Source organism: Enterobacter sp. SCRI0065 (assembly GCF_059766475.1).
Window position 1 is genome coordinate 1 of sequence record NZ_JCBAJB010000013.1, and the last position, 26,345, is coordinate 26,345.

A 26,345-nucleotide genomic window follows, 5' to 3' on the forward strand; every position below is an offset into this window, starting at 1 on the left:
GGGCGGGGAGAGGGGAATCAGAACGCCGTATTCGCAAAACCGGTCATTTCTTTCAGGTCCATTTCGCGACCCAGTTCCGTCATCGGATGAACAACAATAATCCCGCGCACGGTTTTTTTCAGCTTGCCCATATCGGCCTGCTCTTTTTTGGTGATCGCACGGCGATGCGGCATAGCCATCAGCTTTTGCGCTTCTTTGCTCAGCTTGTGGCCTTTAACCGCACGCAGACGCTCAAGTTCGGCTTCGATCGTGGCGACCTCTTTTTCAAGCTCGGCATATTTGTCTGCGGCTTCGACCAGAGACATATCGGCTTGCTGGTGGCGGATCAGATCCAGGCGGTCGCTCAGGCGTTTAATTTCGTTCTTTTCGACTTCTTTCATCACATATAGCTCTAAAATCGGGGGGAATGACAGGAAGGATACACCAATGCGCGCTTTCTTACTTCTGAAACGCTTTTTTTAAGCTGATTCGGGAAATCAGCTCAGTCAGGGAAAGGACCATAGTAGATCGCACAACCTGTTGATAACGAAGCTTTTGCATCGCATACAGTTCAGGATCGCTGTTATCGAAATGAGGCGCAGGAGGCAGGGCGGCTACGCAGTGTAATTCGCCAAACGGTCCAAGAATTTCGTCATCGGTAAACGTATATTCATTACCGTCGTGATTCAACTCTTCCCGCAGGGCCATTAGCAGCTCCGCGTCTTCATATTCGTGTCTGCTGAGCACGCCAAGACCATAAATTAACTTTAGGCGCACTGACAAATCGCCCAGCGGTCCATCTCCGTCCAGTAACGGTTCTACAGCATATTTTACCGCGTAGTCGTCTTTGCGAAACACCTGAAGAACCAGAATATTCACCGCCTCGGTCAACAACTCGACGGCGGCAATCAGGAAACTTCGTACGGTTTTGCCAGCATTCAGACGCTCAAGCACACGATTTTCAAAGGCCTGGGTTTGTTCCATTATTGCCTGCATATCTGACAATCTATCGTTCGGGCGCAGGATGACCTGCGCCAGAGCCTGCATCATTATTTGGTTGCGTTATATGCGGCTACTGCCTCCACAACCACGTCACTGCTGGCCTCAAGACCAGACACTTCTGCCAGTGCGGCCTGAGGGCCTTTGGCGTCGATCAGCTGCGCCAGTTCAATGGCCTGCGGATCTTGCTCGCTGCGATAATGCATCGCGCCAGCAATCCCTTTCACCAGGTTGGCATGCGGCAGACCGTACTCTAGCGTGCCTAGCAGCGGCTTAATCAGACGATCGCCCGCGCTCAGTTTACGCAGCGGCTGACGGCCCACACGCTCGACGTCATCTTTCAGATACGGGTTTTCAAAACGACCGAGGATTTTCTGAATGTATGCCGCATGTTTCTCAGCATCAAAACCGTAGCGTTTGATCAGTACCGCGCCGCTCTCATCCATCGCACCTTTTACCACAGCGCGGATTTTCTCGTCGAGAATCGCGTCACGAATGGTCTGATGACCGGCCAATTTTCCGAGGTACGCGGTTATAGCATGCCCGGTGTTCAGCGTGAAGAGTTTGCGTTCGACAAATGCCATCAGGTTATCAGTTAATTCCATACCCGGAATAGTCGGCAGCGCGCCTTTAAACTGAGTCTTATCAACAATCCACTCGCTGAAGGTTTCAACGGTGACTTCCAGCGGGTCGTTGGTGGCAGATTCGGACGGCGGAACGATACGGTCAACGGCGGAATCAACGAAGCCCACGTGCGCTTCGACCCAGGCTTTGTCTTCGTCAGCCACGGCGGCCAGAACGTGCCCTTTCAACTGGGTGGTGCCGCGCACCATGTTCTCACAGGCGATAATGTTCAGCGGAGCGTCGTTGCCCTGCGCTTTGCGCTTTGCCAGGCCTTTTGCCACGGCTGGAGCAATACGCTCAAGCACAACCGGGCCCACGGCGGTCGTGACCAGATCGACGCTGGCAATCAAATCCACAACGTCGTCGCCAATGCTGCTGACGGCGTTGACGCCAGACACGGTTTCAACCTGTTCGTTCTCGCCCACAACGTGGACCTGATAGCTATGACGGTCATTCAGGGCATCGAGCACAACCTGGTTCACATCGGCGAATGTCAGCGTAATGCCCGCGTCTGCCAGCAGTTTGCCGATAAAGCCACGACCAATGTTCCCTGCGCCAAAATGTAATGCTTTCATCGTATTCACCTTCATCAATGTTTTTACCCGAGAGGGCTGGGGTGAGGAACTTTTCCCCTCACCCTAGCCCTCTCCCCAAAGGGAGAGGGGATAGGTCGGAACTTACTTGTTCAGCAGTGCCAGCACTTCTTCAACGCTTGTGGTCTGAGACAGACGCTCGATAACGGATTCATCATCCAGCGCGTTGGTAAGACTGGTAATCACCTGGATGTGCTCGTTATTGCGAGCGGCGATACCAATCACCAGGCGGGCAATGTCGTCTTCTTCTTCACCGAAGCGCACACCTGCTGGATACTGACAGAACACTACGCCGGTTTTCAGCACGCGGTCTTTCGCTTCAACCGTACCGTGTGGAACCGCGATAGACTCGCCCAGGTAGGTCGGCGTCAGCTTTTCACGTTCCAGCATCGCATCAACGTATTCTGGCTCAACGTAGCCGCCCTTCACCAGCTGCTCACCCGCAAAGCGAATCGCGTCTTCTTTGTGGCTCGCTGTGCATCCCAGGAAGATATTCTCCGCACCCAGTTTAAACAGGTGACTGTCGTTTGGATCAAAGCTGTCTTTCAGGCTATCACGCACTTTCACTGCATTGTCGGTGTGGCGTTGCGCGGCAACCAGACGTTCAGTCAGGCTGCTGTACAAGCCGCTGTCGAGGAAGTTCGTCAGCGAAATATGCTGCGCCTGAGGAACCTGACGCATCGCACGTTCGGTCAGATCGCGGTGTGTGATCACCAGGTCGACGTCCGGTGGCAGGCTGTTAATCGCGCTGTTGGTGACGGAGATGTGGGTCAGGCCCGCATCCTGCACTTTTTTGCGCAATACGCCAGCGCCCATCGCGCTTGAACCCATACCCGCATCACACGCCACGATGATTTTGCGCACGTGGCTCAGGTCGTTAGAGACCTCACCCGCAGACAGCGGCGTGGCAGCACCTTTGGATTCAGATTTCATGTCATGCATACGACGAGTCGCTGCTTCGATATCGTCTTCTTCTTTCACTTTGCTGGTTTTCAGCAGGATAGCGGAGACAACGAAGGAGACGGCCATCGCGGCACAGATGGCTGCGATGTTCGCGAAGTATGCACCTTTTGGCGTCATCGCCAGCACTGCCAGGATAGAACCAGGGGAAGCAGGAGAAACCAGACCGCCGCCCAGCACGCTCAGCGTGAACACGCCAGTCATACCACCGAGGATAACGGCCAGGATCAGACGTGGGTTCATCAGCACATACGGGAAGTAAATTTCGTGGATACCGCCCAGGAAGTGGATGATAGCCGCGCCGCCAGCAGACTGTTTAGCGCTGCCACGACCGAAGAACATGTAGGCGAGCAGAACGCCCATACCCGGACCTGGGTTCGCTTCAATCAGGAAGAAGATTGATTTGCCAAGCTCATGAGACTGCTGAATGCCCAGCGGCGAGAAGATACCGTGGTTGATGGCGTTATTGAGGAACAGGATTTTCGCCGGTTCAACAAAGATGGACGCCAGCGGCAACATGTCGTGCACGACCATGAAGTTAACGCCAGCAGCCAGCACTTTGGACAGCACTTCAACCGCAGGGCCAATGCCAAGGAATGCCAGAATCGCCAGGATCATACCAATGATGCCAGCGGAGAAGTTGTTCACCAGCATTTCAAAGCCGGATTTGATTTTGCCATCAACCCAGACGTCGAATTTCTTAATCGCCCAGCCGCCCAGAGGACCGGCAATCATTGCGCCGAGGAACATCGGCATATCTGCACCGACGATCACGCCCATGGTGGTGATCGCACCGACCACGCCACCGCGGTCACCGCCAACCAGACGACCACCGGTATAACCGATGAGCAGCGGCAGCAGATAGGTAATCATTGGGCCAACCAGTTTCGCCAGCGTTTCGCTCGGCAACCACCCTGTCGGAATAAATAATGCCGTGATGATACCCCACGCGATAAACGCGCCGATATTTGGCATCACCATGTTGCTGAGGAAACGACCAAAGCTTTGTACTTTGATCTTGAAATCGGATGACATATAACACCCCTTCTTCTGGTTACGCTTAGGCTTATGGCCCGAGGTTTATTGTTAATACACGGCGGCAGAGGTGCCGAGCCCTGTTCTGATGCTGTGAAATCTGGCACCGAATCGTTCAACTGTCCAGACAGCGAAAATTTGTGTGATCTCAATCACGTAAATGTAGGGGGTACAGAGATTAATGAAGTGATCGCTATCACAAAAATGGAGTATGAAAAAAATACAGCGGGTACAAAAACAGCGGATCTGATGCTTATTTGTGACGGTTGTCACATTTCAATCTTGCGGGTTTGTTTGGGTATTGTGACTGGTTTCACAAAATATTTTTATGCAGATTTCTCTGGATGTGATCGACGGCAAACTCTGTGTCAGGGTTCAACGCCAGGATTAAGCGACACGCAAAGCTAAGCATCATTCTCACTTTGTGTTATGGCGAAAACGACAAACCTGGATTACGCTCATACTGTAAACTTAAGTGTATTATTATTCAGGATATATTTTGTCACGCTTATAAACTTGCATGGAGATATAATAAAAAACCATACTCCCCGGCTCTGAAATATAAGCGCAGATTGCTGTGCTTAAAGCGAATTAATTTGGTTGCTTACCATTTTATTATTTAAATGAGTTGACGAAGTTTATAGTGAGGCGAATATGTTTCTCAACTATTTTGCGCTGGGTGTGTTGATTTTCGTTTTCCTGGTTCTGTTTTATGGAATCATTGCGATCCATGATATCCCGTATTTGATGGCTAAAAAGCGCAACCATCCCCACGCCGATGCGATTCATACCGCCGGTTGGGTGAGTCTTTTTACGCTTCATGTTATCTGGCCGTTCCTGTGGATTTGGGCCACGCTGTACCAGCCTGAGCGGGGCTGGGGCATGCAAAATCATGGTGCACCTCCCGAGCAAAAGCCCGACATCGACGCGCTCTCGCAGCGCGTGGCTGAACTGGAACAAAAGCTGGCTGCGGTACATATACCCGCCGTTAAAAATACGTCGGAGCGTTAATCATGGATCTATTAATTATATTGACCTATGTAGCCTTTGCCTGGGCGATTTTTAAAATATTCCGCATTCCGGTTAACCAGTGGACGCTTTCTACCGCCGCCTTGGGTGGAGTATTTATTGTGGCGGGTCTGATTCTGTTGATGAATTATAACCATCCGTATACCTACACTGCGCAAAAAGCGGTTATTTCGATCCCAATTACGCCGCAGGTGACGGGAATCGTTAGCGAGATAACGGATAAAAATAACCAGCTCATTAAAAAAGGCGAAGTGTTATTTAAACTTGACCCCGGCCGCTATCAGGCGCGTGTCGACCGACTACAGGCCGACCTGGTGACCGCGACGCACAATATTGAGGTACTTAAAGCGCAACTTTCTGAAGCGCAGGCCAATACCACGCAGGTCTCGGCTGAACGCGACCGTCTGTATAAAGATTACCAGCGCTACCTGAAAGGCAGCCGGGCGAAGGTTAACCCCTTCTCTGAAAGCGATATTGATAACGCCCGTCAAAACTATCTGGCGCAGGATGCCATGGTGAAGGCTTCCATTGCCGATCAGACGCAAATTCAGAGCCAGTTAGACAGCACGGTCAACGGTGAGCAGTCGCAAATTGCGTCCCTACGCGCCCAATTGAGCGAAGCCAAATACAATCTCGATCAGACGGTGGTGCGTGCGCCAAGCAATGGCTACGTCACGCAGGTGCTCATTCGTCCGGGCACCTATGCGGCTGCTTTGCCGCTGCGTCCGGTGATGGTCTTTATTCCTGAACAGAAACGCCTGATTGTGGCGCAGTTCCGTCAGAACTCGCTGCTGCGTCTGAAACCGGGCGATGAAGCGGAAGTGGTATTTAATGCCCTCCCGGGGCAGGTCTTCAGCGGCAAACTCACCAGTATTTTGCCCGTGGTGCCAGGCGGGTCGTATCAGGCTCAGGGTGCGTTGCAGTCCTTAACGGTGATTCCGGGAACCGATGGGGTATTGGGCACCATTGAACTGGAACCTAATGCCGAAGTTGAAGCGCTGCCGGATGGTATATACGCCCAGGTTGCGGTGTACTCCGATCACTTCTCGCACGTGTCGGTGATGCGAAAAGTGCTGTTACGCATGACCAGCTGGATGCATTACCTCTACCTCGACCACTAACGTTCTGCTTTTTTCATTGCCTGATCCATACTTACCCTTTTGGGAGCATCAAGGATCAGGCAATGAAACTCATCGGCAGTTATACCAGTCCATTCGTGCGTAAAATTTCAATTCTCCTGCTGGAGAAAGGCATCACCTTCGAGTTCGTCAACGAGCAGCCTTACCACGCTGAAAACGGAGTCGCGCAGTACAATCCGTTAGGCAAAGTTCCGGCACTGGTCACCGATGATGGCGAAACCTGGTTTGACTCCCCGATCGTTGCGGAATATATCGAACTGCTCGGTATTGCCCCGGCCATGCTGCCGCGAGAACCGAAAGCGGCGTTAGAGATTAAGCAAATCGAAGCGCTGGCAGACGGCATTATGGATGCCGCGCTGGTCTCGGTTCGCGAGCAGGCTCGCCCGATTGCCCAGCAGTCAGAAACCGAACTGCTTCGCCAGCGCGAGAAAATCAGCCGTAGCCTGGACCTGTGCGAGCAGCTTATTCGCGACGGTAAAATGAGCACCGATACCCTGAATCTGGCGACGATTGCCGTTGCCTGCGCCATTGGTTATCTCAATTTCCGTCGGGTATCGCCCGGCTGGTGCGTTGAGCGCCCGCTGCTGGTTAAGCTTGCCGAGACGCTGTTTGAGCGCGAAAGCTTTGCCCGTACTGAACCGCCAAAGGCTTGATACGGGTTATAACACTTCACTGCCAGACGCTGTACAATCCCTCCGCACATTGGCTCCCTCTCCCAGGCGGAGGGGGAAAGCAATCCAACCGCCAGGCACTTTAATGACTACTGATCGTTCTCTTTACAGCCAGATCCCCGCAACCGATCGCCTGCTTCGCGATCCCCGGTTCACGTCCGTTGTTGAAAAGCTGGGTCATACTCGCACCGTCACGCTATTACGCACGTTACAGGATGAGGCCCGCCTGCATATCCAGACGCACAATACGTTGCCGCAGTGGTGTTCCGACTGGGCGCGGGAAGTGGAAAGCCGATTCGCCGTAACGGCGCAGAGCGCGTTGCGTCCAGTGATTAACCTGACGGGAACGGTGCTGCACACCAATTTAGGTCGTGCGCAGCAGGCTGAAGGGGCGATTGACGCCGTGACGCAGGCGATGCGATCGCCCGTGACGCTGGAGTACGATTTGGACGGCGCGGGGCGCGGACATCGCGATCGGGCGCTGGCGGATTTGCTGTGCCAGATAACCGGTGCTGAAGACGCCTGTATTGTGAATAACAACGCGGCAGCCGTCCTGCTGATGCTGGCGGCCACCGCAAGCGGCAAAGAAGTGGTGGTATCGCGTGGCGAGCTGGTGGAAATCGGCGGCGCGTTCCGCATCCCGGATGTGATGCGCCAGGCCGGTTGCACACTGCATGAAGTCGGCACGACGAACCGAACCCATGCCAAAGACTATCGCGCGGCAGTCAATGAAAATACTGCCCTGCTGATGAAGGTCCACACCAGCAATTATCAGGTTGAAGGCTTTACCAAAACGGTAGAAGAGGCTGAACTGGCGGATATTGGCCGCGAGGTAAACGTGCCGGTCATTGCGGATCTGGGCAGCGGCTCGCTGGTCGATCTGAGTCAATATGGTTTACCAAAAGAGCCGATGCCGCAGGAGATGATCGCCGCTGGGGTGAGCCTGGTGAGTTTCTCCGGCGATAAATTATTAGGCGGCCCACAGGCTGGTATTGTCGTCGGCAAACGCGAGCTGATTGCAAAGCTCCAACAGCATCCGCTGAAACGCGCACTGCGCGCCGATAAGATGACGCTGGCGGCGCTTGAAGCCACGCTACGACTTTATCTCCATCCTGAAACACTGTCCGAACGCCTGCCGACGCTGCGCTTGTTATCCCGAGATGCAGCCTCTATCCGCGCGCAGGGCGAATTATTGCTGGCCCACATCGCCCCGCATTACGCCGATTTTGACGTTCGTCTGGAGTCCTGTCAGTCGCAGATTGGCAGCGGATCGCTCCCGGTCGATAGATTACCCAGCGCGGCGCTGACCTTTACCCCTCGCGATGGGCGCGGTAGCCAGCTTGAAGCCTTATCCGCGCGCTGGCGCGCCTTGCCCACACCGGTCATCGGACGTATCTCTGATGGTCGCCTGTGGCTGGATCTACGCTGTCTTGAAGATGAAGCCCGTTTTCTGGAGATGATGTTGAAATGATTATTGCGACGGCTGGTCATGTCGACCATGGAAAAACGACCCTTTTACAGGCGATCACTGGCGTAAACGCCGACCGTCTTCCGGAAGAGAAAAAGCGCGGCATGACCATCGATCTTGGCTATGCCTACTGGCCGCAGCCGGATGGACGCGTGCTGGGTTTTATCGACGTGCCCGGTCATGAAAAGTTTCTTTCGAATATGCTGGCGGGCGTTGGCGGAATCGACCACGCACTGCTGGTGGTCGCCTGCGACGACGGTGTGATGGCGCAAACCCGCGAGCATTTGGCCATCCTGCAACTGACGGGTAAACCGCAGCTGACGGTCGCGCTGACGAAAGCCGATCGCGTAGATGAATCGCGTATTCGCGATGTGCGTGAACAGACGGAAATGGCTCTGCGCGAATACGGTTTTAGCGGCGCATCGTTTATTGTTACGGCTGCGACAGATGGGCGCGGTATTGACGAACTTCGCGCCCATTTATTGCAACTTACTTCGCGTGAACACGCCAGCGAGCGTCGCTTCCGTCTGGCAGTCGACCGGGCGTTTACCGTTAAAGGTACGGGGCTGGTGGTGACGGGCACAGCGCTCGGCGGTGAAGTGAATGTAGGCGACAACCTTTGGCTCACTGGCGTGGACAAACCGATGCGCGTGCGTGGCCTGCATGCCCAGAATCAGCCCGCTGAGCGTGCCTGTGCTGGACAACGTATCGCGCTGAACATTGCCGGTGATGCCGAAAAAGAACAGCTCAACCGTGGCGATTGGTTGCTGGCAGACGTGCCGCCGGAACCATCAGAACGCGTGATTGTGGCTTTGCAGGCCCACACGCCTTTGACGCAATGGCAGCCGCTGCATATCCACCATGCCGCCAGCCATGTCACTGGCCGTGTGTCATTGCTGGAAAACAGTCTGGCGGAACTGGTCTTCGATTCTCCACTTTGGCTTGCCGATGACGACAGGCTGGTCCTGCGCGATATCTCGGCGCGGGTAACCCTTGCAGGCGCGCGGGTGGTGACGCTTAACTCGCCACGTCGCGGCAAACGCAAACCAGAGTATTTGCAGTGGCTGGCATCGCTTGCGCAGGCAGAAGACGACAATGCCGCACTGGCGGTGCATCTCGAACGTGGGGCGGTTAATCTCGCTGATTTCGCCTGGGCGCGTCAGTTGAGCGGTGAGGGGTTGCGTAGGCTCACCCAGCAGCCAGGCTTTATTCAGGCCGGATACAGCCTGCTTAACGCGCCGGTTGCCGCCCGCTGGCAGCGTAAGGTGCTCACTACGCTTGCGACCTACCACGAGCAGCATCAGGACGAACCAGGACCGGGGCGTGAGCGACTGCGCCGTATGGCGTTGCCTATGGAAGACGACGCGCTGGTTCTGCTGCTCATCGAGAAGATGCGTGAGAGCGGCGTTATCCATAGTCATCATGGCTGGCTGCATCTGCCAGATCACAAAGCTGGGTTTACTCCAGAGCAAGAAGCGATATGGCAAAAAGCGGCACCGCTGTTTGGTGATGACCCGTGGTGGGTGCGCGACCTGGCCCAACAGACCGGCGCAGATGAACAAACGATGCGCCAGGTGTTACGTTTTGCCGCTCAGCAAGGGCTGATAACGGCGATCGTGAAGGATCGTTATTACCGTAACGATCGCATCGTGACCTTTGCCAGTTTGATCCGCGGGCTGGATCAGGAGAAGGGATCAACCTGTGCTGCGGACTTCCGCGATCGGCTCAACGTGGGGCGTAAGCTGGCGATTCAGATTCTGGAATACTTCAACCGAATCGGTTTTACACGGCGTCGCGGTAACGATCATCTGCTGCGCGATGCGATGCTTTTCCCGGAGGAGTCGGACATCAAGTAAGGTAATCCGTGATACCCATCGTAAAGCCGTAAGCGGCTGGCGAGAAAATCACCAGTCGTGACTACCCTTGTTAGACACCCACAGCAAGGAGACGGTCATGACAAATAATCCTCCCTCAACGCGTATTCAGCCCGGCGAGTATGGTTATCCCCTCAAGCTCAAACCCCGCTATGACAACTTTATCGGCGGGGGTTGGGTCGCACCCGTCGACGGCGAATACTATTCAAATTTGACGCCAGTGACCGGTCAACCACTGTGCGAAATTGCGAGCTCAGGTAAAAAAGACATCGATCTGGCGCTGGATGCGGCGCATAAGATCAAAGACCAATGGGCGCATACCTCTATTCAGGACCGGGCTGCCATCCTGTTCAAAATTGCCGATCGGATGGAGCAAAATATTGAGCTGCTGGCCGCCGCAGAAACGTGGGATAACGGCAAACCAATCCGTGAAACCACGGCGGCCGACGTGCCGCTGGCTATCGATCACTTCCGCTATTTTGCCTCTTGTATTCGCGCCCAGGAGGGCGGGATAAGCGAAGTCGACAGTGAAACCGTTGCCTACCATTTCCATGAACCGCTCGGCGTGGTCGGGCAAATTATCCCGTGGAACTTCCCGTTGCTGATGGCGAGCTGGAAAATGGCACCCGCGCTGGCCGCAGGTAACTGTGTGGTGCTCAAGCCCGCGCGATTAACGCCGCTGTCGGTGTTGTTGTTGATGGAAATCATCGGCGATCTGATCCCGCCGGGCGTCATTAACGTGGTCAACGGCGCGGGCGGTGAAATTGGCGAGTATCTGGCCACTTCTAAACGTATCGCAAAAGTGGCGTTTACCGGTTCGACCGAAGTCGGTCAGCAGATCATGCAGTACGCCACGCAGAACATTATTCCTGTCACCCTGGAGCTGGGCGGCAAATCGCCCAACATCTTCTTTGCCGACGTGATGGATGAAGAGGACGCTTTCTTCGACAAAGCGCTGGAAGGGTTCGCGCTGTTTGCCTTTAACCAGGGCGAAGTCTGTACCTGCCCAAGCCGGGCGCTGGTGCAGGAATCAATTTATGAGCGCTTTATGGAACGTGCGATCCGCCGAGTAGAGTCTATTCGCAGCGGCAACCCGCTGGATAGCGTCACCCAGATGGGGGCGCAGGTTTCTCATGGGCAATTGGAAACCATCCTTAACTATATCGACATTGGCAAAAAAGAGGGCGCGGATGTGCTGACCGGAGGCCGCCGTAAAATGCTGGAAGGCGACTTGAAAGACGGTTATTACCTCGAGCCAACCATTCTGTACGGCAAAAATAATATGCGGGTCTTCCAGGAGGAAATCTTTGGCCCGGTGTTGGCGGTGACAACGTTTAAAACCATGGAAGAAGCGCTGGAGTTGGCCAACGATACGCAATATGGCCTGGGCGCTGGCGTCTGGAGTCGCAATGGCAATCTGGCGTATAAAATGGGGCGCGGTATTCAGGCCGGGCGCGTCTGGACTAACTGTTATCACGCCTATCCCGCTCATGCGGCCTTCGGCGGATATAAGCAGTCAGGTATTGGGCGTGAAACACATAAGATGATGTTGGATCATTACCAGCAGACGAAATGCCTGCTGGTCAGTTATTCCGACAAGCCGTTAGGACTGTTCTAACGATCCAGAGCAGGCCGCCGATCGGTGGCCTGTTCAATTTGCTGGCGTAAGGAGTTCAACACGCCGTCCAGAACATACTGTACGCGCCACGGCTGATACTCACGTTTGCGGAAGATGGCCGTTAGGTCGAGCCACCACTCTTCCTGATGGGAGAAGCAGGGCATTAAGGTCCCAAGAATAATCTCTTTTTTAAGACTCTCTTTGGGTGCAAACACGATTCCGAGATGATTGCGGGCTAATTCCAGCGCGGTTTGCGTATTGTCACAGATATAATTACCCATCACTTTATAGTCGCGCACATCTTCACTACCGTGTACGCGGAAACGCCATATGTTGGCATCATCGACAATCATAGAGTCAATCAAGATACACGAGTGGTTAATTAAATCATCCGGACTTTTAATAGGATGTTTGCTGATATATTCCGGTGAGGCAAAGGCGGTGACGGAATATTTTGTCAATACGCTCGCGACCAGGTTTTCATCCTTCGGTTGCGCATAGGTAATTAATATATCGCAGTCGTCGGGGAATGAAACGCCCTCCGCGTATTCATTGCGCTCAAGATTATAGGTTTTTAAACAAAGACGGATATCACCGATATCTTCTATCTGGTGTATCACGTGGCGAGCCAGATACGTCACGATGCCGGTTGGGGCATAGAGGGTAACTCGCCCGCGCTTCTCATGCTTATAATCAGCAATGAAATTAATAAGTTGGCTATTTTTATCCAGTGAGGCATTGATGTAGGGTAAAAGCGCTTCTCCGAACTGCGTGAGCGCCAGCTGTCGCGTCGTCCGCTCGAAGACTTTAAGTCCAACCCGCATTTCAAAATCGGACAAATATTTACTCACGTTAGCCTGCGCCATACCCAATAAGGCGGCAGCATCACCAATACTGCGCGTTGCAGCGATCACCGAGATAATTTTTAACTCACGCGGTTTAATCTGTAGCGTATTCATCGTAAACGCTCATCTATATGATTTTATATATAATATTATATAAACAGCATCGTTGCATTGGCAAATTTGTAACCATTATTATGCGCTTCGCTCGTTTGGCATTTAATGGATTACAGGGAATGACTATCAAAAAGAATTTACTCATCGCCGCGACATTATTTTCAGCAACATCAGCGATGGCCGGTGAGTTATCACTGGGTGCGGGCGCTGTTTTTAATGAGTCTGCTTATAAAGGGTATAACGAAAATACCACTGCCATTCCGTTAATCAGCTATGAAGGTGACAATTTCTACATCCGTCAGAGCACAGCCGGTTGGGCATTCTGGAAAGACAGCAAGAATGAATTAAGCCTGACGGCGTCATGGATGCCGCTGCACTTTGACCCTGATGACAACGATGACCATGCGATGAAACAGCTTGATGAGCGTAAAGCCTCGGCGTTTATCGGGGGCGCATACTATCGCCATGAACGCTGGGGTAGCCTGAAATTTGGCATCGCTGCGGACGCGATGGATGAAAGTGGCGGTGTGATCGGTGAGATTTCTTATTTTCACCCGATCCGCATGGAGCGTCTGACCCTGATCCCGTCAGTAGGCGTGTTCTACTATGACGAAAGCTTTAACGACTATTATTACGGCGTTTCGGGTAGCGAATCGCGTCGCAGTGGTCTGAATACTTACACCGCAGGCGACAGCTGGAACCCTTACGCTGGCGTAGTGGCAAAATACCAACTGACGCAGAACCTGTTCCTCAACGCCAGTGCGTTTTATACCGTTTTACCTGACGACGTAAAGAACAGCCCGATGATCGATCGCGAAGACAGCTTTGTGGTGATGACCGGGATGACCTGGCGTTTCTAAGCGTTATCAATCTGTCCTCAGGGATGAGGGCAGTCACATGATTAACTTGCCCGGAGCTGCTGCGTTTATCTGGCTGTGTTTACGACACAGGGCCACTCAAGCGTAGCGCCGCCGGGCATTTTATTGCGAGTAACACAGCATCTCCTCCTGCAATTTATACTCTTGCTCCTTCTTTTTTCGTCGTGCCTTCCTGTTCTGAAAATACCTAAGTGCGTCAGCTTTCTTAACACGATAACGTGATCTCAAATTACCCAAATGGGTGTGTATTGTGTGTATAATTATGAAGGGATCGCGATGTGAAAAGTGCGGATGTCATTACCTTTCTCGTCAGTCATGGCGGGTATCAAACATTAGCGTAGCAGGAGTGGTTATGTTTTATCCGGCATATATACATTCAGATTCAGACGGAAGTGCCAGCGGTTTTTTCCCCGATGTTCCGGGATGTTTCTTTGCAGGGGATTCCCTGGATGACGCTTTTCAGGATGCGCGCAGTGCATTGACTGCCCACTTCGAAGCGTTGTGTGAAATGGGCGAAGAATTGCCACTGGCGGGTGTAGTAGAAGCACATCTTGAATCAAAGCCAGAAGATTACATCGGTGGGCAATGGTTGCTGGTGGACATCAATATGAAACAGTTCGACGGCAGGGCAGAGCGTATTAATATTACGATGCCGCGCCGTTTACTCAGTAAGATCGACTCTTTTGTCAGTGAGCATCCGCAGTTCACTAACCGAAGCGCCTTTCTGGCAGAGGCAGCACGACGTGTGCTGCCTTAGAATCAGTTTCTAGGTATAGAGACTTGCAGTAGCTTTTAATATATCAGTAAAGGAATAGATATCATCTACAGAAGCTATTGGGTGGCGCGTCTCATTTTTTTCAATGTCGAAGAGACCAATGTATTTTTGCGATCTATTGAAATGCAGTCGGCAGAGGGGCTTACGATTATTATCATCAACAAGGATGCCAAAGTAACTTTTGGTATCACGCTGAGTAATTCGCGGAGCATCAAGCACTGCTCGAGTGATCGCTTTGACGATATGATAGCCCTCAAGTTCTTCTTGGGTGGTTATCACATCATTTTCATCTTTCGGCGCTTCATCATCCAGTGGTTGGATTTCACCCTGAGGTTCAACAATTACAGGTGCAATCCCCGTAATTGCAGATTTAAGTCTCTCATTAACCTGATCGTTGATGTATTGACTGGCGGCTTTTTTGGTGAGATTTAAAAATGACTCTCTCACTTTCTGCGTGAGTATGCCGTCATACACTCTTGATGCGAAGAACTTAACAAAATCATCTTCAGGGTTAGTGAGTTGAGTGTGCAATATTTTTTTGATTTGGCTAACATATTTTAGTTCGCCAGCAGCATTAATGATTGACTCTAGGTCAAAAGAGTTTTTCGTTAATTTTTTTATCTCTGGAATTATGTTTTCATCTATATCCAACAGATCCACTTCCAAAAATGGTTTCTCATCCATCTTATTTGGTGCGTCAAGGTCGGTATAAAATCTATAAATTTGTCCATTCGTTAATATTGATATTCGCGCGTTTGTTACGTGAAAGTATCTAAATAGTTGAGACGCATGATTGATGTTAAGTGGCTCTCCAATCTTTTTGCATTCAATAAGAATTTGCACTTCATTATTCTTCATGATTGCATAATCAATCTTTTCCCCTTTTTTAGTCCCAACGTCGCAGACGAACTCTGGCGTAACCTCCGAAGGGTCAAAAACATCATAGCCTAAGACATTATGAATAAATGGCATGACAAAAGCTGTTTTGGTGGCTTCCTCAGTAATAATGACACCGATTTGTTGTTTTATCTTATTTGATAGTGCATTAAGCTTTTCCGTAAACTCCATGACAAATCCTTATATTCTACTGTGTGTGTTTATGGGATAGCATTAAATTAAGAGTTGTTCAATAAGGAGACTGCTTGGTGGGCCGTAAAAAAACAATTCCGAGGTGATGATCACAGTTATACAAACATATTATAATTGAAGAAAGCCCGGCAGGACCAGGCTCTTTCAATTAATATATTAATTAAATTTCATCCACCCATATCCGCATCTCGCCTTCGCCGCGATTTGCCCAGCTAAACCATGGAATAAACGTCAGCGTCTGTGGTTGGCGCGTGCCAGGTGCGCGATCGTACTGCCACAGCGGTTGTGTTGTTGATTCAACGGCGCGTCGAGCAAAACCTTCGGCCTGAATCAGCATTTTATGGGAGAACAATCCTTTCCCCTCAAAGACGCTGAACGTACTTTCGGCTGGCAGCGACAGATTGTGCAACTCGGCACCGTTATCGGCCTCTTCGAGGCAATACACTAATGGACCGCGTTGCAGCGCGACTTTTCCCGCCTGTTGACGAACCCGTGGATTGCCGTAAACGCGTCGAACCGGCATGGGTAGCGTTAAGATGAGTGAATCACCCTCCTGCCACTGACGGGTAAGATACACATATCCCTGCTGTACATTACCTGCCACAGGTTCGCCGTTCAGCGCCACCTGTGGGTTATCGCACCAGTCGGGCAGTCGCAGTGCGAGGGTGTGCTCAACCGGTACGGGTGAGGTGATATCAATCTGTACCTGCTCGTGCCACGGATAGTTGCCGCTAATACGCAATTGCAGTTCTTTATCACCCACCGGCACTGCCATGCTGTTGCCGACATACAGGTTAATGAAGAGTGCATCGGGGCGCGCGGTGTAGAGGTAGTGTCCCAGTGACGTCAGCACGCGGGCGATATTTGGTGGGCAACATGCGCAGCCAAACCAGCGCTGGCGGATCGGTTTAACGTGATCGTAGATATGGTTAAACGCCAATGACTTAGGATGCATTTCCAGCGGATTGACATAGAAGAAGTGTTTCCCATCCAGCGCCATGCCGCCCAGCACAGTGTTGTAGAGTGCGCGCTCCATGACGTCCGCGTACTGGCTATCGGCCTCCATTTCCAGCATACGGCGGGCGAACATCATCAGGCCAATCGAGGCGCAGCTTTCTGCATAGACGGTGTCATTCGGCAGGTCATAATCGTTGCTAAAGGCTTCACCGCTGCTCTGCGAGCCAATCCCGCCGGTAATATAGAGCTGGCGTTGCGCCATATTTTTCCACAGTCGTAAACAATCCTGGCGTTTGCTTTCGTCATCACTGAGTCGTGCCAGATGCGCCACGCCGGTCATGAGATAGACAAAGCGCACCGCATGGCCGATGGCGGTGGGTTGTTCAGAAAGCGGCAGATGCGCCTGGCTGTAAGCTTTGTCCTTCACCATCCATGCCGGGCCGTAGTTATGCCAGTGCGACGTTTTACCGCGCTTTTCATATTCGATATCGTAAAAATGCGGCTGCGCGCCGCGCGTTTCAACGAAGTATTTCACCAACGCCATATAGCGCGGCTCCTGCGTAACGTCGTAAAGCCGCATCAACGCCAGTTCAATTTCCGGATGTCCTGGATAGCCGTGCAACTGGTGAGCCGCAGGGCCGAAGACGCTGTCGATATGGTCTGCCAGCTTGCAAACCACGTCTAACAAGTGGCGCTTTCCGGTGCCCTGGAAATACGCCACACCGGCTTCAATCATGTGCCCTGCACAGTACAGCTCATGGCATTCTGCAAGATTGGTCCAGCGCTCGCCGGGTGCTTTGACCGTAAAGTAAGTATTGAGATAACCATCTTCACACTGTGCTGCGGCGACCACGTCAATCACCTCATCGGCGGTTTTCTCAAGCGCTGGGTCAGGCTTTTGGCATAGCGACCACGCCACGGCTTCGAGCCACTTTGCGACGTCACTATCCTGGAAAACCATGCCGTAGAATTCCCCTTGCTCAAGGCCCGCTGCGATACGGAAGTTAGTTATCGCATGGCTCGGTTCCGCCTCCGGAATACGATCGTTTAGCGCATCCCATTGATACGGGATAACCACATCACGAACCAACTGCTGGTACTGGCCAAGAAAAGGATCGTTAATTTTAAGCTTGTGCAGGTCGGGTTCCATAATAGACATCGTGTTCTCCTCAGGACTGAACGTGACGCTGGCGCAGGTCGGTAGCAATGCGCGACATCATAGGGTTATTGAGTTTGCACCAGCGGATAGAGACGGCCAGTAGCAGATGGAAAAGGGCAGGGAGTAGCGTCTCCATGGTGGTGATGCCCTGAAGCGAGGCTGGTGTCTGGTTGCCAGCGCCTGGCTGATAGGCGACGTAGATAAACAGCAGGCTGATAATCCCGGCACTGGAGGCCCACGCCAGCTTGATAAAGAAGAGGTTAAAAGCGAAGTTCATGCCGGAAGAGCGCACGCCGTTTTTCCATTCACCATAATCGTCGGCAAAGGCCATCAGCGAAAAGTGCAGCGGCAGCGTAAAGCCAAGGATCACACCATTGCCCAAAATCACGGCCAGCCACAGAGTTTGATATGCCGGGCCGCTCGGTAAGAACCACATCCCGGCGGCCAACGCGGCCAGTACCAGGTTGGTGAGGTAGTACAGTTTCACCGTATCAATACGACGCGTCAGTGGATTGACGATAACCGCACCCAGGATGGCGGCAAAGGTCACCATGGTGAAAAACAGTGACGTGTAGACGGTGCTGCCCTGCAAGACATAGGTAATGAAGTACATGTACCCACCACCCCGAATATTGAAGACGTTAATCAGCAGGAAAGACATCACCAGCATCAATAGCAACTGATCGTTTTTACGCAGACCAGAGAGGTGTTCGCGTAAGGTAAAGCGTCCCATCAATGCCAGCGGTACGCGCTCGCGCACCCAGAAGAAACAGCACAGGAACATGACTACAGCAAGGGCGCATAGCACGCCGACGCCCCGTTGATAGCCCTGTGCGACGTTGCCTTTCCCCAGAACGTCAACCAGCCACGGTAAGCCAACGGAAACTAAAAACCCCGCCACGCCGCACAGCACAAAGCGCCAGGACTGACATGAAATCACTTCGTTGTGGCGCGTGGTCATGGTGTTAATCAGCGCGCAATAGGGCACGTTGATGGCGGTATATCCCACCGACAGCAGCAAATAGGTGCCGAATGCCCAGGCGATCTTCACGCCCATACTGGCCTCGGGCACAGTGAAAGTGAGCACGCCAATCACCCCAATGGGCAAGGCAATCCACAGCTGCCACGGGCGAAAGCGACCCCAGCGGCTTTGGGTGCGGTCAGCTATCACGCCCATGATGGGATCGGAAATAGCGTCAAAGACCCGCAAAGCAATAAACAGGGTGCCGACCAACGCAGGCGTCAGACCAAAAACGTCGGTATAGAAAAAGGTTAAGAAATTCATGATCAGGCAGGTAATGACCGTCCCGCCTGCATCGCCCAGGCCGTAGCCTATTTTTTCGCGTACGGACAGACGGTCGTCGAGCGCCCGTGGTATAGCATCTGATTGTGTAATCGGAGTGGAAGTCATTCGATAACTCCTCGTGAGTCGGATTTTTTATCATGGTTATGTAAGGTACTCATTAATTCTGCATTGAAATAACGAGCCAACAAGGGAAGGGAAAAGTATAAAAAGGTGATGATTCCGACCTGATGATAAAACTGTGAGATGGATCGTGCGAAGGTGCTATTTAATATTAATAATCAAATAATAAACTCAATTTTTACGGCAATTAAAGCGGGATATTGAATGGCGATGCTCGAATTATCCATAGCGCTACCGATTAAGGTCCAGAATGGCGGACTGTTTATTTCTCGTGGTGTGGGGCGACATCCGGCAAGAACGCTAGCGTCCTGGGAAATTATTTTTGTTGAAAAGGGGACATTAACGATCCAGGAAGAAAATACCCTTTTCGAAGTGAACGCGGGAGAAAGTCTGCTGTTGCGCCCAGGCTGCCGCCACGTCGGCGCGGAAGATTTTCCGGCCGATTTACGCTTTTACTGGCTGCACTTTGAACTGCTGGACTCTGCTCAGAGCGCTCGGTGGATGAGTCATCTTTCGCTCACGCAGCACAGCCGAACAAACGATCCAGGCTATATCGCCTCTTTATTCAGGCAGTTTTTGAGCGAGCAGGAAAAGCTTCAGCGTAGCGTAGCGCTGGAGTTTATTTTATTACTCATCCTCCAACAAATCTCAGTCGTGGAGCCTGGGGAAAGCGAACGGGAAAACCCGGGCATTGCGCTGGCATACCGGGCGCAACAGCTTATTCGCACCCAGTATCATTTGCCCATCTCGACCGCTTCGCTTGCCAAGGAATTGCACTGTAATGCGGACTATCTGGGGCGAGTCTATCGGATTGCCTTCCATCTGACCCTGACCGAATCCCTGCACCGCCAGCGCGTGCTGGCGGCAAAGAAATTACTGATCGGCGCTTCGGCTTCTCTACAGGAAGTGGCCCAGAGCTGCGGTTTTAACGATGTCGGATATTTTCGCCAGATTTTTCGCAAGCACACCGCACTCACGCCCGCCGCATGGAAGCGGCGGTACTGTAAAGAACATATCAACTCGGGTTAATTGCCCAGCTGTCGGCGGCGTGTAGCATAACTGGCTGAAATTTAGCTGTCATTCGCAGCATTGCGTTGAGGCATTGCGTGGTGAAGGGTTTTAGTCGAATCGACTGTTAAAATGCGTTTGGCGGATTTATTTCGCCACTATTTTACGTTATGACAAGGAGTTGATTCAGGCTTATCTCTTAAAAATACAACGCGTACGTCCTCCCTTGTATATTGAAAATAATTGGTATCAATTTATAATTTGATTGTGGTTCACATTGTCCTGGACCACATTTACGTCTCTATATGTAGATGTAAAAAACTCCTTAAATATTACCGATCCGCCCGTCGTGTTATTCCCTGGAGCATAATGCCCTCTACGGGATTTTCCCCCGAACATGGATATGTTTGGGGATATTTTTTTCTCACTAAATTTATGTGTTTCATCATTTTAATTTAACGTTGTATGCTTTTGGGATGAGAAAGGAACTTTCTATGAAACTCACCGCATTATTCACCAATCTAAAAGTCAGTAAGAAACTCTTATTGGGATTTGCCGTTGTTATTTGCATTATGCTGGTGGTGATGTTCTCTGCCATTATGGGATTGCGAAATATTCAGGATCGTGTTTTGAAAAGCGATTTAAGTGCCGATCTCATTAATTCATTAACCGATGCGCGTTTAAATCGTCAGGCCTACGAATATACCGGCGATAATAACTTTCTGATAAAAAACGCCGTGGCGATGGAGGCCATGATGAAAACCGCGCCTGAAATGCGGGCGCTGACCTGGGGCGAAGAAGGTGGCCGTCACCTTACCCGCATCGAAAATGCGCTTTCACGCTATGGTGAAGATCGCAAAGCCTTCGTGGGTGCCATGACGCAAAAGCTCCAGACCGGGAAGTTTTTAGATTCCAGTAACCTCTATGCTCTGTCTACGCAATTTAACGAACTCAGCTATGACGTAGCGCAGTTGCCCGACGTCAGGCTCAGCGCCGTCCAGATGGGTTTTATGCTTAACGATCTGGATTCGCTTCTTGAAGGCTATCGTGCGCAACCGACGCCCGCGCGTGAGAAAAAGCTGCACGCGCTACTTCTCCATACCACATCGTCTCTTAATGCAATGATCCCCCAGCTCTCGGGAAAAATGCTGGCGAGCGGAGAAAAAATACAGAAAGAAATGCAGGAATTTGCCGACGGGCTGTCGACCTATCGCAACGCCTGGGGCCAGTTAAATAAGGCCTCGGACGTGCTGGCAAAAAGTGCAACTGAGCTCACTCAGTCGATTAACGACATGCAGGCCTATATGCGCCAGACCGTGGATAATGTCATCCAGATGGTCAAATGGGTCATGGAGCTGGTGGCACTGACAGGCATTATGATGGGTGCGCTGCTGGGCTTTTTAATCACTCGATCCATTACCCAGCCCCTGTCGGCCACGCTGCTCTTTGCACAGAAAATTGCTTCCGGTGACTTGAGCCATTCGCTGGATAACCAGCGCAAGGATGAGCTGGGCCAGCTGGTTCAAGCGATGTCGCTAATGAATACTAACCTGAAAGACATCATTCATAACGTTCGCGATGGCGTTGACAGCGTGGCGCGTTCCTCCTCTGAAATCGCGTCCGGAAATATCGATCTCTCCTCCCGAACGGAACAGCAGGCGGCTGCGGTGGTTGAGACTGCGGCAAGCATGGAAGAACTGACCTCTACGGTCGAACACAACGCCGAAAATGCCAATAATGCACGACGCCTGTCAGAAATGGCGGCCCAAAAAGCCAGTGAAGGTAGCAAAATTTCCCAGTCCGTTATTAAGACGATGAAAAACGTGCAGTCCAGCTCGCACCGTATTGCCGAGATAACCAACGTCATTAACGGCATCGCTTTCCAGACGAATATTCTCGCGCTGAATGCGGCGGTTGAGGCGGCGCGTGCGGGCGAGCAGGGGAAAGGTTTTGCCGTTGTGGCCGGAGAGGTGCGTAACCTGGCGCAGCGCAGCGCGCAGTCGGCGAAAGAGATTGAGGATTTGATTGGCGAGTCCGTGGGCTTTGTGGACTCGGGGTTCAAGCTGGTCGAAAACGCGGGTGTTACCATGGCTGATGTCGAACGGTCGGTGAGCCAGGTGCGCGACATTATGGGTGATATTGCGTTGGCGACCGACGAGCAAAGCCGGGGTATTTCGCAGATTGCACTGGCGATGGCGGAAATGGACACCACCACTCAGCAGAATGCGGCGCTGGTTGAACAGTCATCCGCGGCGGCAAGTTCACTTGAAGAGCAGGCGCTCAGGCTGGAAGAGGCGATATCCGTGTTCCGCATATCGAAGGATGAAGAAAGGCGCTAAACGATAGCGGCCTCCCGATGGCGGGAGGCCGGGAGTTTACTGTCCGTAATAGGCATTCGCCCCGTGCTTGCGCAGGTAATGTTTATCCAGCAATTCCTGTTGCATGACCGGCAACTGCGGTGCGAGTTGGTATGAGAACAGGCCCATATAGGCGCACTCTTCCAGCACGACGGCATTGTGAACGGCATCGGCAGCATCTTTGCCCCACGCGAACGGGCCATGAGAATGGACGAGTACCGCGGGGATCTGCATGGGGCGGAGGTCGCGCTCCTCAAACGTGTTGATAATCACTTCCCCGGTCTGATATTCGTACTCCCCCGCGATTTCGGTTTGAGTCATGCGTCGCGTGCAGGGAATATCGCCGTAGAAATAGTCTGCGTGGGTGGTGCCCCAGGCAGGCAAGTCCAGTCCGGCCTGCGACCAGATAGTGGCGTGGCGTGAATGGGTATGGACGATGCCGCCGATCTCGGGATAACGACGATAGAGCGCCAGGTGTGTCGGCGTATCGGAGGACGGTTTTTTTGCGCCTTCGACCACGTTGCCGGTAGCAATATCGACCACCACCATATCGTCAGCGGTCATCACGTCGTACTCCACGCCGGAAGGCTTGATCACCATCAGGCCACGTTCGCGGTCAACCGCGCTGACGTTACCCCAGGTAAACGTTACCAGCCCGTGGGCGGGAAGGGCCAGGTTCGCAGCCAGCACGTCCGCTTTCAGTTGTTCTAACATGTTAAGCCTCCTTCCTGCATACGGGCTTCAATCCAGCGCCGCGCCTGGATAATTTCCAGCACCGGCTCTTTGGCTTTTTCGGTCCACATTTCAATCAGAAACGCGCCGCGATAGTTAAGTTGATTTAGCGTGTTGAATACGCCAACAAAATCCACGCAGCCTTCGCCAAACGGCACGTCGCGGAACTGCCCTGGGCTTTGCGCGGTGACGGGCTGGGTATCTTTCAGGTGGATAGCGGCAATGCGGTCGATGCCCAACGTCAGCTCGGCGGTGACGTCGTTGCCCCACGCGCTCAAGTTGCCAACGTCCGGATAGACGCTAAACCACGGTGAGGCGAGCATGGCGTCCCACTTTTTCCACTTGCTGATGGAGTTCATAAACGCGGTGTCCATGATCTCCACAGCCAGCATCACCTGCGCGGCAGCGGCTTGTTCCACGGCCCATGCCAGCCCTTCAGCAAAGCGTTGTTGCGTGCCCGCGTCGTGCTCTTCGTAATAAACGTCGTAACCCGCCAACTGGATGGTCCGAATCCCTAAATCGCGTGCCAGCTTAATGGCTTTGGTCATTATCTCGCGGGCGCGATCGCGCGTGCTATCGTCGCGGCTGCCAAACGGAAAACGGCGATGCGCAGACAGGCACATTGAAGGAATCGCGACGCCGGTTTCGATCATCGCTTCTACCAGTGATGCGCGCTGCGTGGTGCTCCATTCCAGACGGGATAACCGCTCGTCGGTTTCGTCCACCGACATTTCTACAAAATCAAACCCGCAGCTTTTTGCCAGAACAAGACGTTCGGGCCAGGAGAGATCCTTTGGCAGCGCTTTTTCGTAAATGCCTAACGGATGCTGACGCATGGTTATTCTCCCCAGATATCGTGGATTTGCGTATGGAATGCGCGAGCCACCTGCGGTGGGTTTGCAGCATTTGCCAGCGCGCGTCCGGCGATAAACGCTTTCACATTTATCTGCTTAAACAGCGGCAGATCGTCAGGCGTAATGCCACCGGTAATCGACAGTTGCAGGCCAATATCGGAGAGCGCTTTCATTTTGGCGAGGTCTTCCTCGCCCCACTGCTGGCCGCTGGCCTGAGCGTCGCGTCCGCGATGATAGATGGCTTGCTGAACGCCCACCCGATGCCACGCGCGGGCATCGTCCAGCGTCCAGTTGCCGAACAGCTCCATTTGGATTTCGCACCCGCGTTCGGCGGCAATTGCATGGCCTTTCTCGACGGTCGCCAGCGGCGCGGCGCAGATAATGGTCATCCAGTTTGCGCCTGCGTCGAACGCCTGCTGAGCGAGCGTTTCGCCAGCATCGGCCACTTTCCAGTCGGCAACGATGATTTTGTCCGGGCACTGCTCGCGCAATGCGCGTACCGCTGAAAGCCCCTCGGTCAGGCATAAAATGGTGCCGGCCTCGACGATATCAACATGATCCGCAAGCAGGGAAACATCACGCTGCGCGGCTTGAAGGCTGGTGTGGTCGAGCGCCAGTTGCAGTAATGGTCGGCTCATAGGTCGTACTCCTTAATGTGGGCGTGATAGCCCTGTAATGCGGAAATCAGGTGTTGGTAGCGCTGATATTTGCGCTGGTAGGCGGCATGCGCCTGCATGTCTGGCTCGATGATGCGGATATCGTGTTTGAGCACCTGTTGGGCCGCAAAGAAGTCGGGATAAATCCCTGTGCCGACGAGGGCCGCCAGCGCCGCGCCGGAGCAGCCGGTTTCTTCTACCTGCGGCAGCTCAATGGCCAGACCGCTGACGTCTGCCAGCATTTGCATCCACACGTCGGAATGCGTGGGTCCGCCAGTGACGCGCAGCGCCTGAACGTGGGTAAAACGCTCAAGCATGCGGTTGAGATGGGTCATATGGCTAAAGATCACGCCTTCATACACTGCCTGCAGGAGATGGGCGCGGGTATGCAGCGCCTGCATACCGTAAAAGCCGCTGGTCATCTCAAGCCCGGCGTTGCTGCCGTAAAGAAACGGCAGGAAGAACACCTCGCTTTCGGCTTTCGGCAAACTGGCAACGGCCTGATTAATTTCATCAAACGGCATGTCGCCCCATTGCGCCGTTAACCACTCCAGGTTGCCGGACGACGTCGGGCTGGCTTCGTGCACGATGTATTGCTGGGGGTGAACGTAACGACCATAGACATACGGAAAAGGCTCGTTGTCGCGTAGCCCGTTGGCGATACCGCTGGTGACGGCCCAGGTGCCCATCACGGCATTGAGCGTATGTTCGTCGTGCAGTCCGGCGCAGATTGCGGTGGAAACCACATCAAACAGGCCGCCAACGACGGGTGTACCCGCCGCGAGACCGGTCAAGGCGGCTGCCTGAGCGGTGATTTCCCCGCAAATTTCTGCTGAACCGACAATCGGGGGCAGCGCATCGTCAATCTCGCGGATGCCCAGCCAGCGGGTGAGCTGCGGGTCGTACTCGCCCGTATTCATGTTGTAGAGGTTGGACTCGGAGATGTTGCTCTCTTCGCAGCCCTTCGCGCCCGTCAGACACCAGCGCAGGTAGTCATGACCCATCATCACGCTGCCAATTTGCTGGTAGCGCAGAGGTTCGTTCTCTTTCACCCAACGTAGCAACGAGGCCGGATGCCCGGTCCACAGCGTTTGCCGGGTGTGCGGGTAGAGCTTTTCGGGGATCTCATCCTGCTGCCAACGCTGCACAATCTCTAACGCGCGCCGATCGGAGGAGAGCATTGCGTTGCCCAGCGGCTGATCCTGCTTATCAAGAAGAAACAAACCTTTACCCTGCGCCGAAATGCCGACACCGTTGATCTGCTCACCGCCGATCCCCGTGCGTTTAAGCAAGGTCGCCACCGTTTCATGGCAGCATTGCCACAGCGTATGCATGTCGCGCTCGGCGTATCCGGCGCGCGGGCTTAGCGTGGTGACAGACCGACGTTCAATGCAATGTTCTTTGCCCTGGCGGTTATACAAACCGGCTTTCAGATAAGTACCGCCACAATCGATACCCAGCCAGAAGGGTTCTTTTTCACTCATCTTGATTTCTCTTTTTACAGCC

Annotated in this window: 22 protein-coding genes; 10 read left to right on the forward strand and 12 right to left on the reverse strand. The window is 53.0% G+C overall.

The window, feature by feature from the left end; genetic code table 11:
- Positions 1-17: 17 nt before the first annotated feature.
- The 4 genes from AC6EMZ_RS21435 to AC6EMZ_RS21450 all read right to left on the reverse strand — a co-directional run bounded on the left by AC6EMZ_RS21435 (position 18) and on the right by AC6EMZ_RS21450 (position 4,190).
- Positions 18-380, reverse strand: a complete 363-nt coding sequence (locus AC6EMZ_RS21435; RefSeq protein WP_498404860.1) for a YibL family ribosome-associated protein — start codon at positions 378-380, stop codon at positions 18-20.
- Between the two features lie 58 nt (positions 381-438).
- The gene (gene mtlR, locus AC6EMZ_RS21440) at positions 439-1,029 is read right to left on the reverse strand and encodes a mannitol operon repressor MtlR (RefSeq protein WP_498404862.1); all 591 of its coding nucleotides are present in this window, start codon (positions 1,027-1,029) and stop codon (positions 439-441) included.
- Positions 1,029-2,177, reverse strand: a complete 1,149-nt coding sequence (gene mtlD / locus AC6EMZ_RS21445) for a mannitol-1-phosphate 5-dehydrogenase (RefSeq protein WP_498404863.1) — start codon at positions 2,175-2,177, stop codon at positions 1,029-1,031. The genes mtlR and mtlD overlap by 1 nt, the downstream gene beginning before the upstream one ends.
- Positions 2,178-2,279: 102 nt before the next feature.
- Complete coding sequence (locus AC6EMZ_RS21450; RefSeq protein ID WP_498404864.1) at positions 2,280-4,190, reverse strand: PTS mannitol transporter subunit IICBA; 1,911 nt, start codon at positions 4,188-4,190, stop codon at positions 2,280-2,282.
- Positions 4,191-4,844: 654 nt separating this feature from the next.
- Here AC6EMZ_RS21450 and AC6EMZ_RS21455 point away from each other — a divergent pair.
- The 6 genes from AC6EMZ_RS21455 (at position 4,845) to aldB (ending at position 11,989) form a co-directional block, all read left to right on the forward strand.
- A complete protein-coding gene (locus tag AC6EMZ_RS21455; RefSeq protein WP_498404865.1) occupies positions 4,845-5,201 on the forward strand; it encodes a DUF3302 domain-containing protein in 357 nt (118 codons plus the stop codon).
- 2 nt (positions 5,202-5,203) lie between these two features.
- On the forward strand, positions 5,204-6,340 hold the full coding sequence (locus AC6EMZ_RS21460) for an HlyD family secretion protein (RefSeq protein ID WP_498404866.1): 1,137 nt from the start codon (positions 5,204-5,206) through the stop codon (positions 6,338-6,340).
- Between the two features lie 62 nt (positions 6,341-6,402).
- On the forward strand, positions 6,403-7,011 hold the full coding sequence (locus tag AC6EMZ_RS21465) for a glutathione S-transferase (RefSeq protein WP_498404867.1): 609 nt from the start codon (positions 6,403-6,405) through the stop codon (positions 7,009-7,011).
- A 103-nt stretch (positions 7,012-7,114) separates the two neighbouring features.
- On the forward strand, positions 7,115-8,500 hold the full coding sequence (selA, locus tag AC6EMZ_RS21470) for an L-seryl-tRNA(Sec) selenium transferase (protein WP_498404868.1): 1,386 nt from the start codon (positions 7,115-7,117) through the stop codon (positions 8,498-8,500).
- The gene (selB, locus tag AC6EMZ_RS21475; RefSeq protein ID WP_498404869.1) at positions 8,497-10,353 is read left to right on the forward strand and encodes a selenocysteine-specific translation elongation factor; all 1,857 of its coding nucleotides are present in this window, start codon (positions 8,497-8,499) and stop codon (positions 10,351-10,353) included. Before selA ends, selB begins: the two co-directional genes overlap by 4 nt.
- Before the next feature lie 97 nt (positions 10,354-10,450).
- The gene (aldB, locus tag AC6EMZ_RS21480) at positions 10,451-11,989 is read left to right on the forward strand and encodes an aldehyde dehydrogenase AldB (RefSeq protein WP_498404870.1); all 1,539 of its coding nucleotides are present in this window, start codon (positions 10,451-10,453) and stop codon (positions 11,987-11,989) included.
- Here the strand turns inward: aldB and AC6EMZ_RS21485 are convergent.
- The gene (locus AC6EMZ_RS21485) at positions 11,986-12,948 is read right to left on the reverse strand and encodes a LysR family transcriptional regulator (RefSeq protein WP_498404871.1); all 963 of its coding nucleotides are present in this window, start codon (positions 12,946-12,948) and stop codon (positions 11,986-11,988) included. The two genes, aldB and AC6EMZ_RS21485, sit on opposite strands and share 4 nt — an antisense overlap.
- A gap of 119 nt (positions 12,949-13,067) precedes the next feature.
- On the opposite strand from AC6EMZ_RS21485, the gene AC6EMZ_RS21490 reads away from it, so the two are divergent.
- Complete coding sequence (locus AC6EMZ_RS21490; RefSeq protein ID WP_498404872.1) at positions 13,068-13,808, forward strand: MipA/OmpV family protein; 741 nt, start codon at positions 13,068-13,070, stop codon at positions 13,806-13,808.
- A gap of 370 nt (positions 13,809-14,178) precedes the next feature.
- On the forward strand, positions 14,179-14,583 hold the full coding sequence (locus AC6EMZ_RS21495; protein ID WP_498404873.1) for a type II toxin-antitoxin system HicB family antitoxin: 405 nt from the start codon (positions 14,179-14,181) through the stop codon (positions 14,581-14,583).
- A gap of 9 nt (positions 14,584-14,592) precedes the next feature.
- Here AC6EMZ_RS21495 and AC6EMZ_RS21500 read toward each other — a convergent pair whose 3' ends face one another.
- The 3 genes from AC6EMZ_RS21500 to AC6EMZ_RS21510 form a co-directional block, all read right to left on the reverse strand.
- Entirely contained in the window at positions 14,593-15,669 is a 1,077-nt protein-coding gene (locus AC6EMZ_RS21500; protein ID WP_498404874.1) for a type I restriction endonuclease, read from the reverse strand.
- 181 nt (positions 15,670-15,850) lie between these two features.
- On the reverse strand, positions 15,851-17,806 hold the full coding sequence (locus AC6EMZ_RS21505; protein ID WP_498404875.1) for a glycoside hydrolase family 127 protein: 1,956 nt from the start codon (positions 17,804-17,806) through the stop codon (positions 15,851-15,853).
- Positions 17,807-17,816: 10 nt separating this feature from the next.
- A complete protein-coding gene (locus AC6EMZ_RS21510) occupies positions 17,817-19,217 on the reverse strand; it encodes an MFS transporter (protein WP_498404876.1) in 1,401 nt (466 codons plus the stop codon).
- Positions 19,218-19,442: 225 nt separating this feature from the next.
- On the opposite strand from AC6EMZ_RS21510, the gene AC6EMZ_RS21515 reads away from it, so the two are divergent.
- Both AC6EMZ_RS21515 and AC6EMZ_RS21520 read left to right on the forward strand, forming a co-directional pair.
- Positions 19,443-20,261 carry a helix-turn-helix domain-containing protein gene (locus tag AC6EMZ_RS21515; protein ID WP_498404924.1) on the forward strand — a complete coding sequence of 273 codons (819 nt, stop codon included), beginning with the start codon at positions 19,443-19,445 and terminating at the stop codon, positions 20,259-20,261.
- A gap of 473 nt (positions 20,262-20,734) precedes the next feature.
- Positions 20,735-22,579 (forward strand): methyl-accepting chemotaxis protein, encoded by a 1,845-nt coding sequence (locus AC6EMZ_RS21520; protein ID WP_498404877.1) that lies wholly within the window; start codon positions 20,735-20,737, stop codon positions 22,577-22,579.
- A gap of 36 nt (positions 22,580-22,615) precedes the next feature.
- On the opposite strand, the gene araD is transcribed toward AC6EMZ_RS21520, so the two are convergent.
- From araD to AC6EMZ_RS21540, 4 genes are read right to left on the reverse strand one after another with little or no spacing between them, the layout of a single operon-like run.
- Positions 22,616-23,311, reverse strand: a complete 696-nt coding sequence (gene araD, locus AC6EMZ_RS21525; RefSeq protein WP_498404878.1) for an L-ribulose-5-phosphate 4-epimerase — start codon at positions 23,309-23,311, stop codon at positions 22,616-22,618.
- Complete coding sequence (locus AC6EMZ_RS21530) at positions 23,305-24,165, reverse strand: L-ribulose-5-phosphate 3-epimerase (protein WP_498404879.1); 861 nt, start codon at positions 24,163-24,165, stop codon at positions 23,305-23,307. The genes araD and AC6EMZ_RS21530 overlap by 7 nt, the downstream gene beginning before the upstream one ends.
- A gap of 2 nt (positions 24,166-24,167) precedes the next feature.
- The gene (ulaD, locus tag AC6EMZ_RS21535) at positions 24,168-24,821 is read right to left on the reverse strand and encodes a 3-keto-L-gulonate-6-phosphate decarboxylase UlaD (protein ID WP_498404880.1); all 654 of its coding nucleotides are present in this window, start codon (positions 24,819-24,821) and stop codon (positions 24,168-24,170) included.
- The gene (locus tag AC6EMZ_RS21540; RefSeq protein ID WP_498404882.1) at positions 24,818-26,323 is read right to left on the reverse strand and encodes an FGGY-family carbohydrate kinase; all 1,506 of its coding nucleotides are present in this window, start codon (positions 26,321-26,323) and stop codon (positions 24,818-24,820) included. The genes ulaD and AC6EMZ_RS21540 overlap by 4 nt, the downstream gene beginning before the upstream one ends.
- Between the last annotated feature and the right edge of the window lie 22 nt (positions 26,324-26,345).

Coding starts and splice junctions, on each gene's coding strand:
- AC6EMZ_RS21435 (WP_498404860.1), bottom strand. CDS start 380: ATGAAAGAAGTCGAAAAGAACGAAATTAAACGCCTGAGCGACCGCCTG.
- mtlR (WP_498404862.1), bottom strand. CDS start 1,029: ATGATGCAGGCTCTGGCGCAGGTCATCCTGCGCCCGAACGATAGATTG.
- mtlD (WP_498404863.1), bottom strand. CDS start 2,177: ATGAAAGCATTACATTTTGGCGCAGGGAACATTGGTCGTGGCTTTATC.
- AC6EMZ_RS21450 (WP_498404864.1), bottom strand. CDS start 4,190: ATGTCATCCGATTTCAAGATCAAAGTACAAAGCTTTGGTCGTTTCCTC.
- AC6EMZ_RS21455 (WP_498404865.1), top strand. CDS start 4,845: ATGTTTCTCAACTATTTTGCGCTGGGTGTGTTGATTTTCGTTTTCCTG.
- AC6EMZ_RS21460 (WP_498404866.1), top strand. CDS start 5,204: ATGGATCTATTAATTATATTGACCTATGTAGCCTTTGCCTGGGCGATT.
- AC6EMZ_RS21465 (WP_498404867.1), top strand. CDS start 6,403: ATGAAACTCATCGGCAGTTATACCAGTCCATTCGTGCGTAAAATTTCA.
- selA (WP_498404868.1), top strand. CDS start 7,115: ATGACTACTGATCGTTCTCTTTACAGCCAGATCCCCGCAACCGATCGC.
- selB (WP_498404869.1), top strand. CDS start 8,497: ATGATTATTGCGACGGCTGGTCATGTCGACCATGGAAAAACGACCCTT.
- aldB (WP_498404870.1), top strand. CDS start 10,451: ATGACAAATAATCCTCCCTCAACGCGTATTCAGCCCGGCGAGTATGGT.
- AC6EMZ_RS21485 (WP_498404871.1), bottom strand. CDS start 12,948: ATGAATACGCTACAGATTAAACCGCGTGAGTTAAAAATTATCTCGGTG.
- AC6EMZ_RS21490 (WP_498404872.1), top strand. CDS start 13,068: ATGACTATCAAAAAGAATTTACTCATCGCCGCGACATTATTTTCAGCA.
- AC6EMZ_RS21495 (WP_498404873.1), top strand. CDS start 14,179: ATGTTTTATCCGGCATATATACATTCAGATTCAGACGGAAGTGCCAGC.
- AC6EMZ_RS21500 (WP_498404874.1), bottom strand. CDS start 15,669: ATGGAGTTTACGGAAAAGCTTAATGCACTATCAAATAAGATAAAACAA.
- AC6EMZ_RS21505 (WP_498404875.1), bottom strand. CDS start 17,806: ATGTCTATTATGGAACCCGACCTGCACAAGCTTAAAATTAACGATCCT.
- AC6EMZ_RS21510 (WP_498404876.1), bottom strand. CDS start 19,217: ATGACTTCCACTCCGATTACACAATCAGATGCTATACCACGGGCGCTC.
- AC6EMZ_RS21515 (WP_498404924.1), top strand. CDS start 19,443: ATGCTCGAATTATCCATAGCGCTACCGATTAAGGTCCAGAATGGCGGA.
- AC6EMZ_RS21520 (WP_498404877.1), top strand. CDS start 20,735: ATGAAACTCACCGCATTATTCACCAATCTAAAAGTCAGTAAGAAACTC.
- araD (WP_498404878.1), bottom strand. CDS start 23,311: ATGTTAGAACAACTGAAAGCGGACGTGCTGGCTGCGAACCTGGCCCTT.
- AC6EMZ_RS21530 (WP_498404879.1), bottom strand. CDS start 24,165: ATGCGTCAGCATCCGTTAGGCATTTACGAAAAAGCGCTGCCAAAGGAT.
- ulaD (WP_498404880.1), bottom strand. CDS start 24,821: ATGAGCCGACCATTACTGCAACTGGCGCTCGACCACACCAGCCTTCAA.
- AC6EMZ_RS21540 (WP_498404882.1), bottom strand. CDS start 26,323: ATGAGTGAAAAAGAACCCTTCTGGCTGGGTATCGATTGTGGCGGTACT.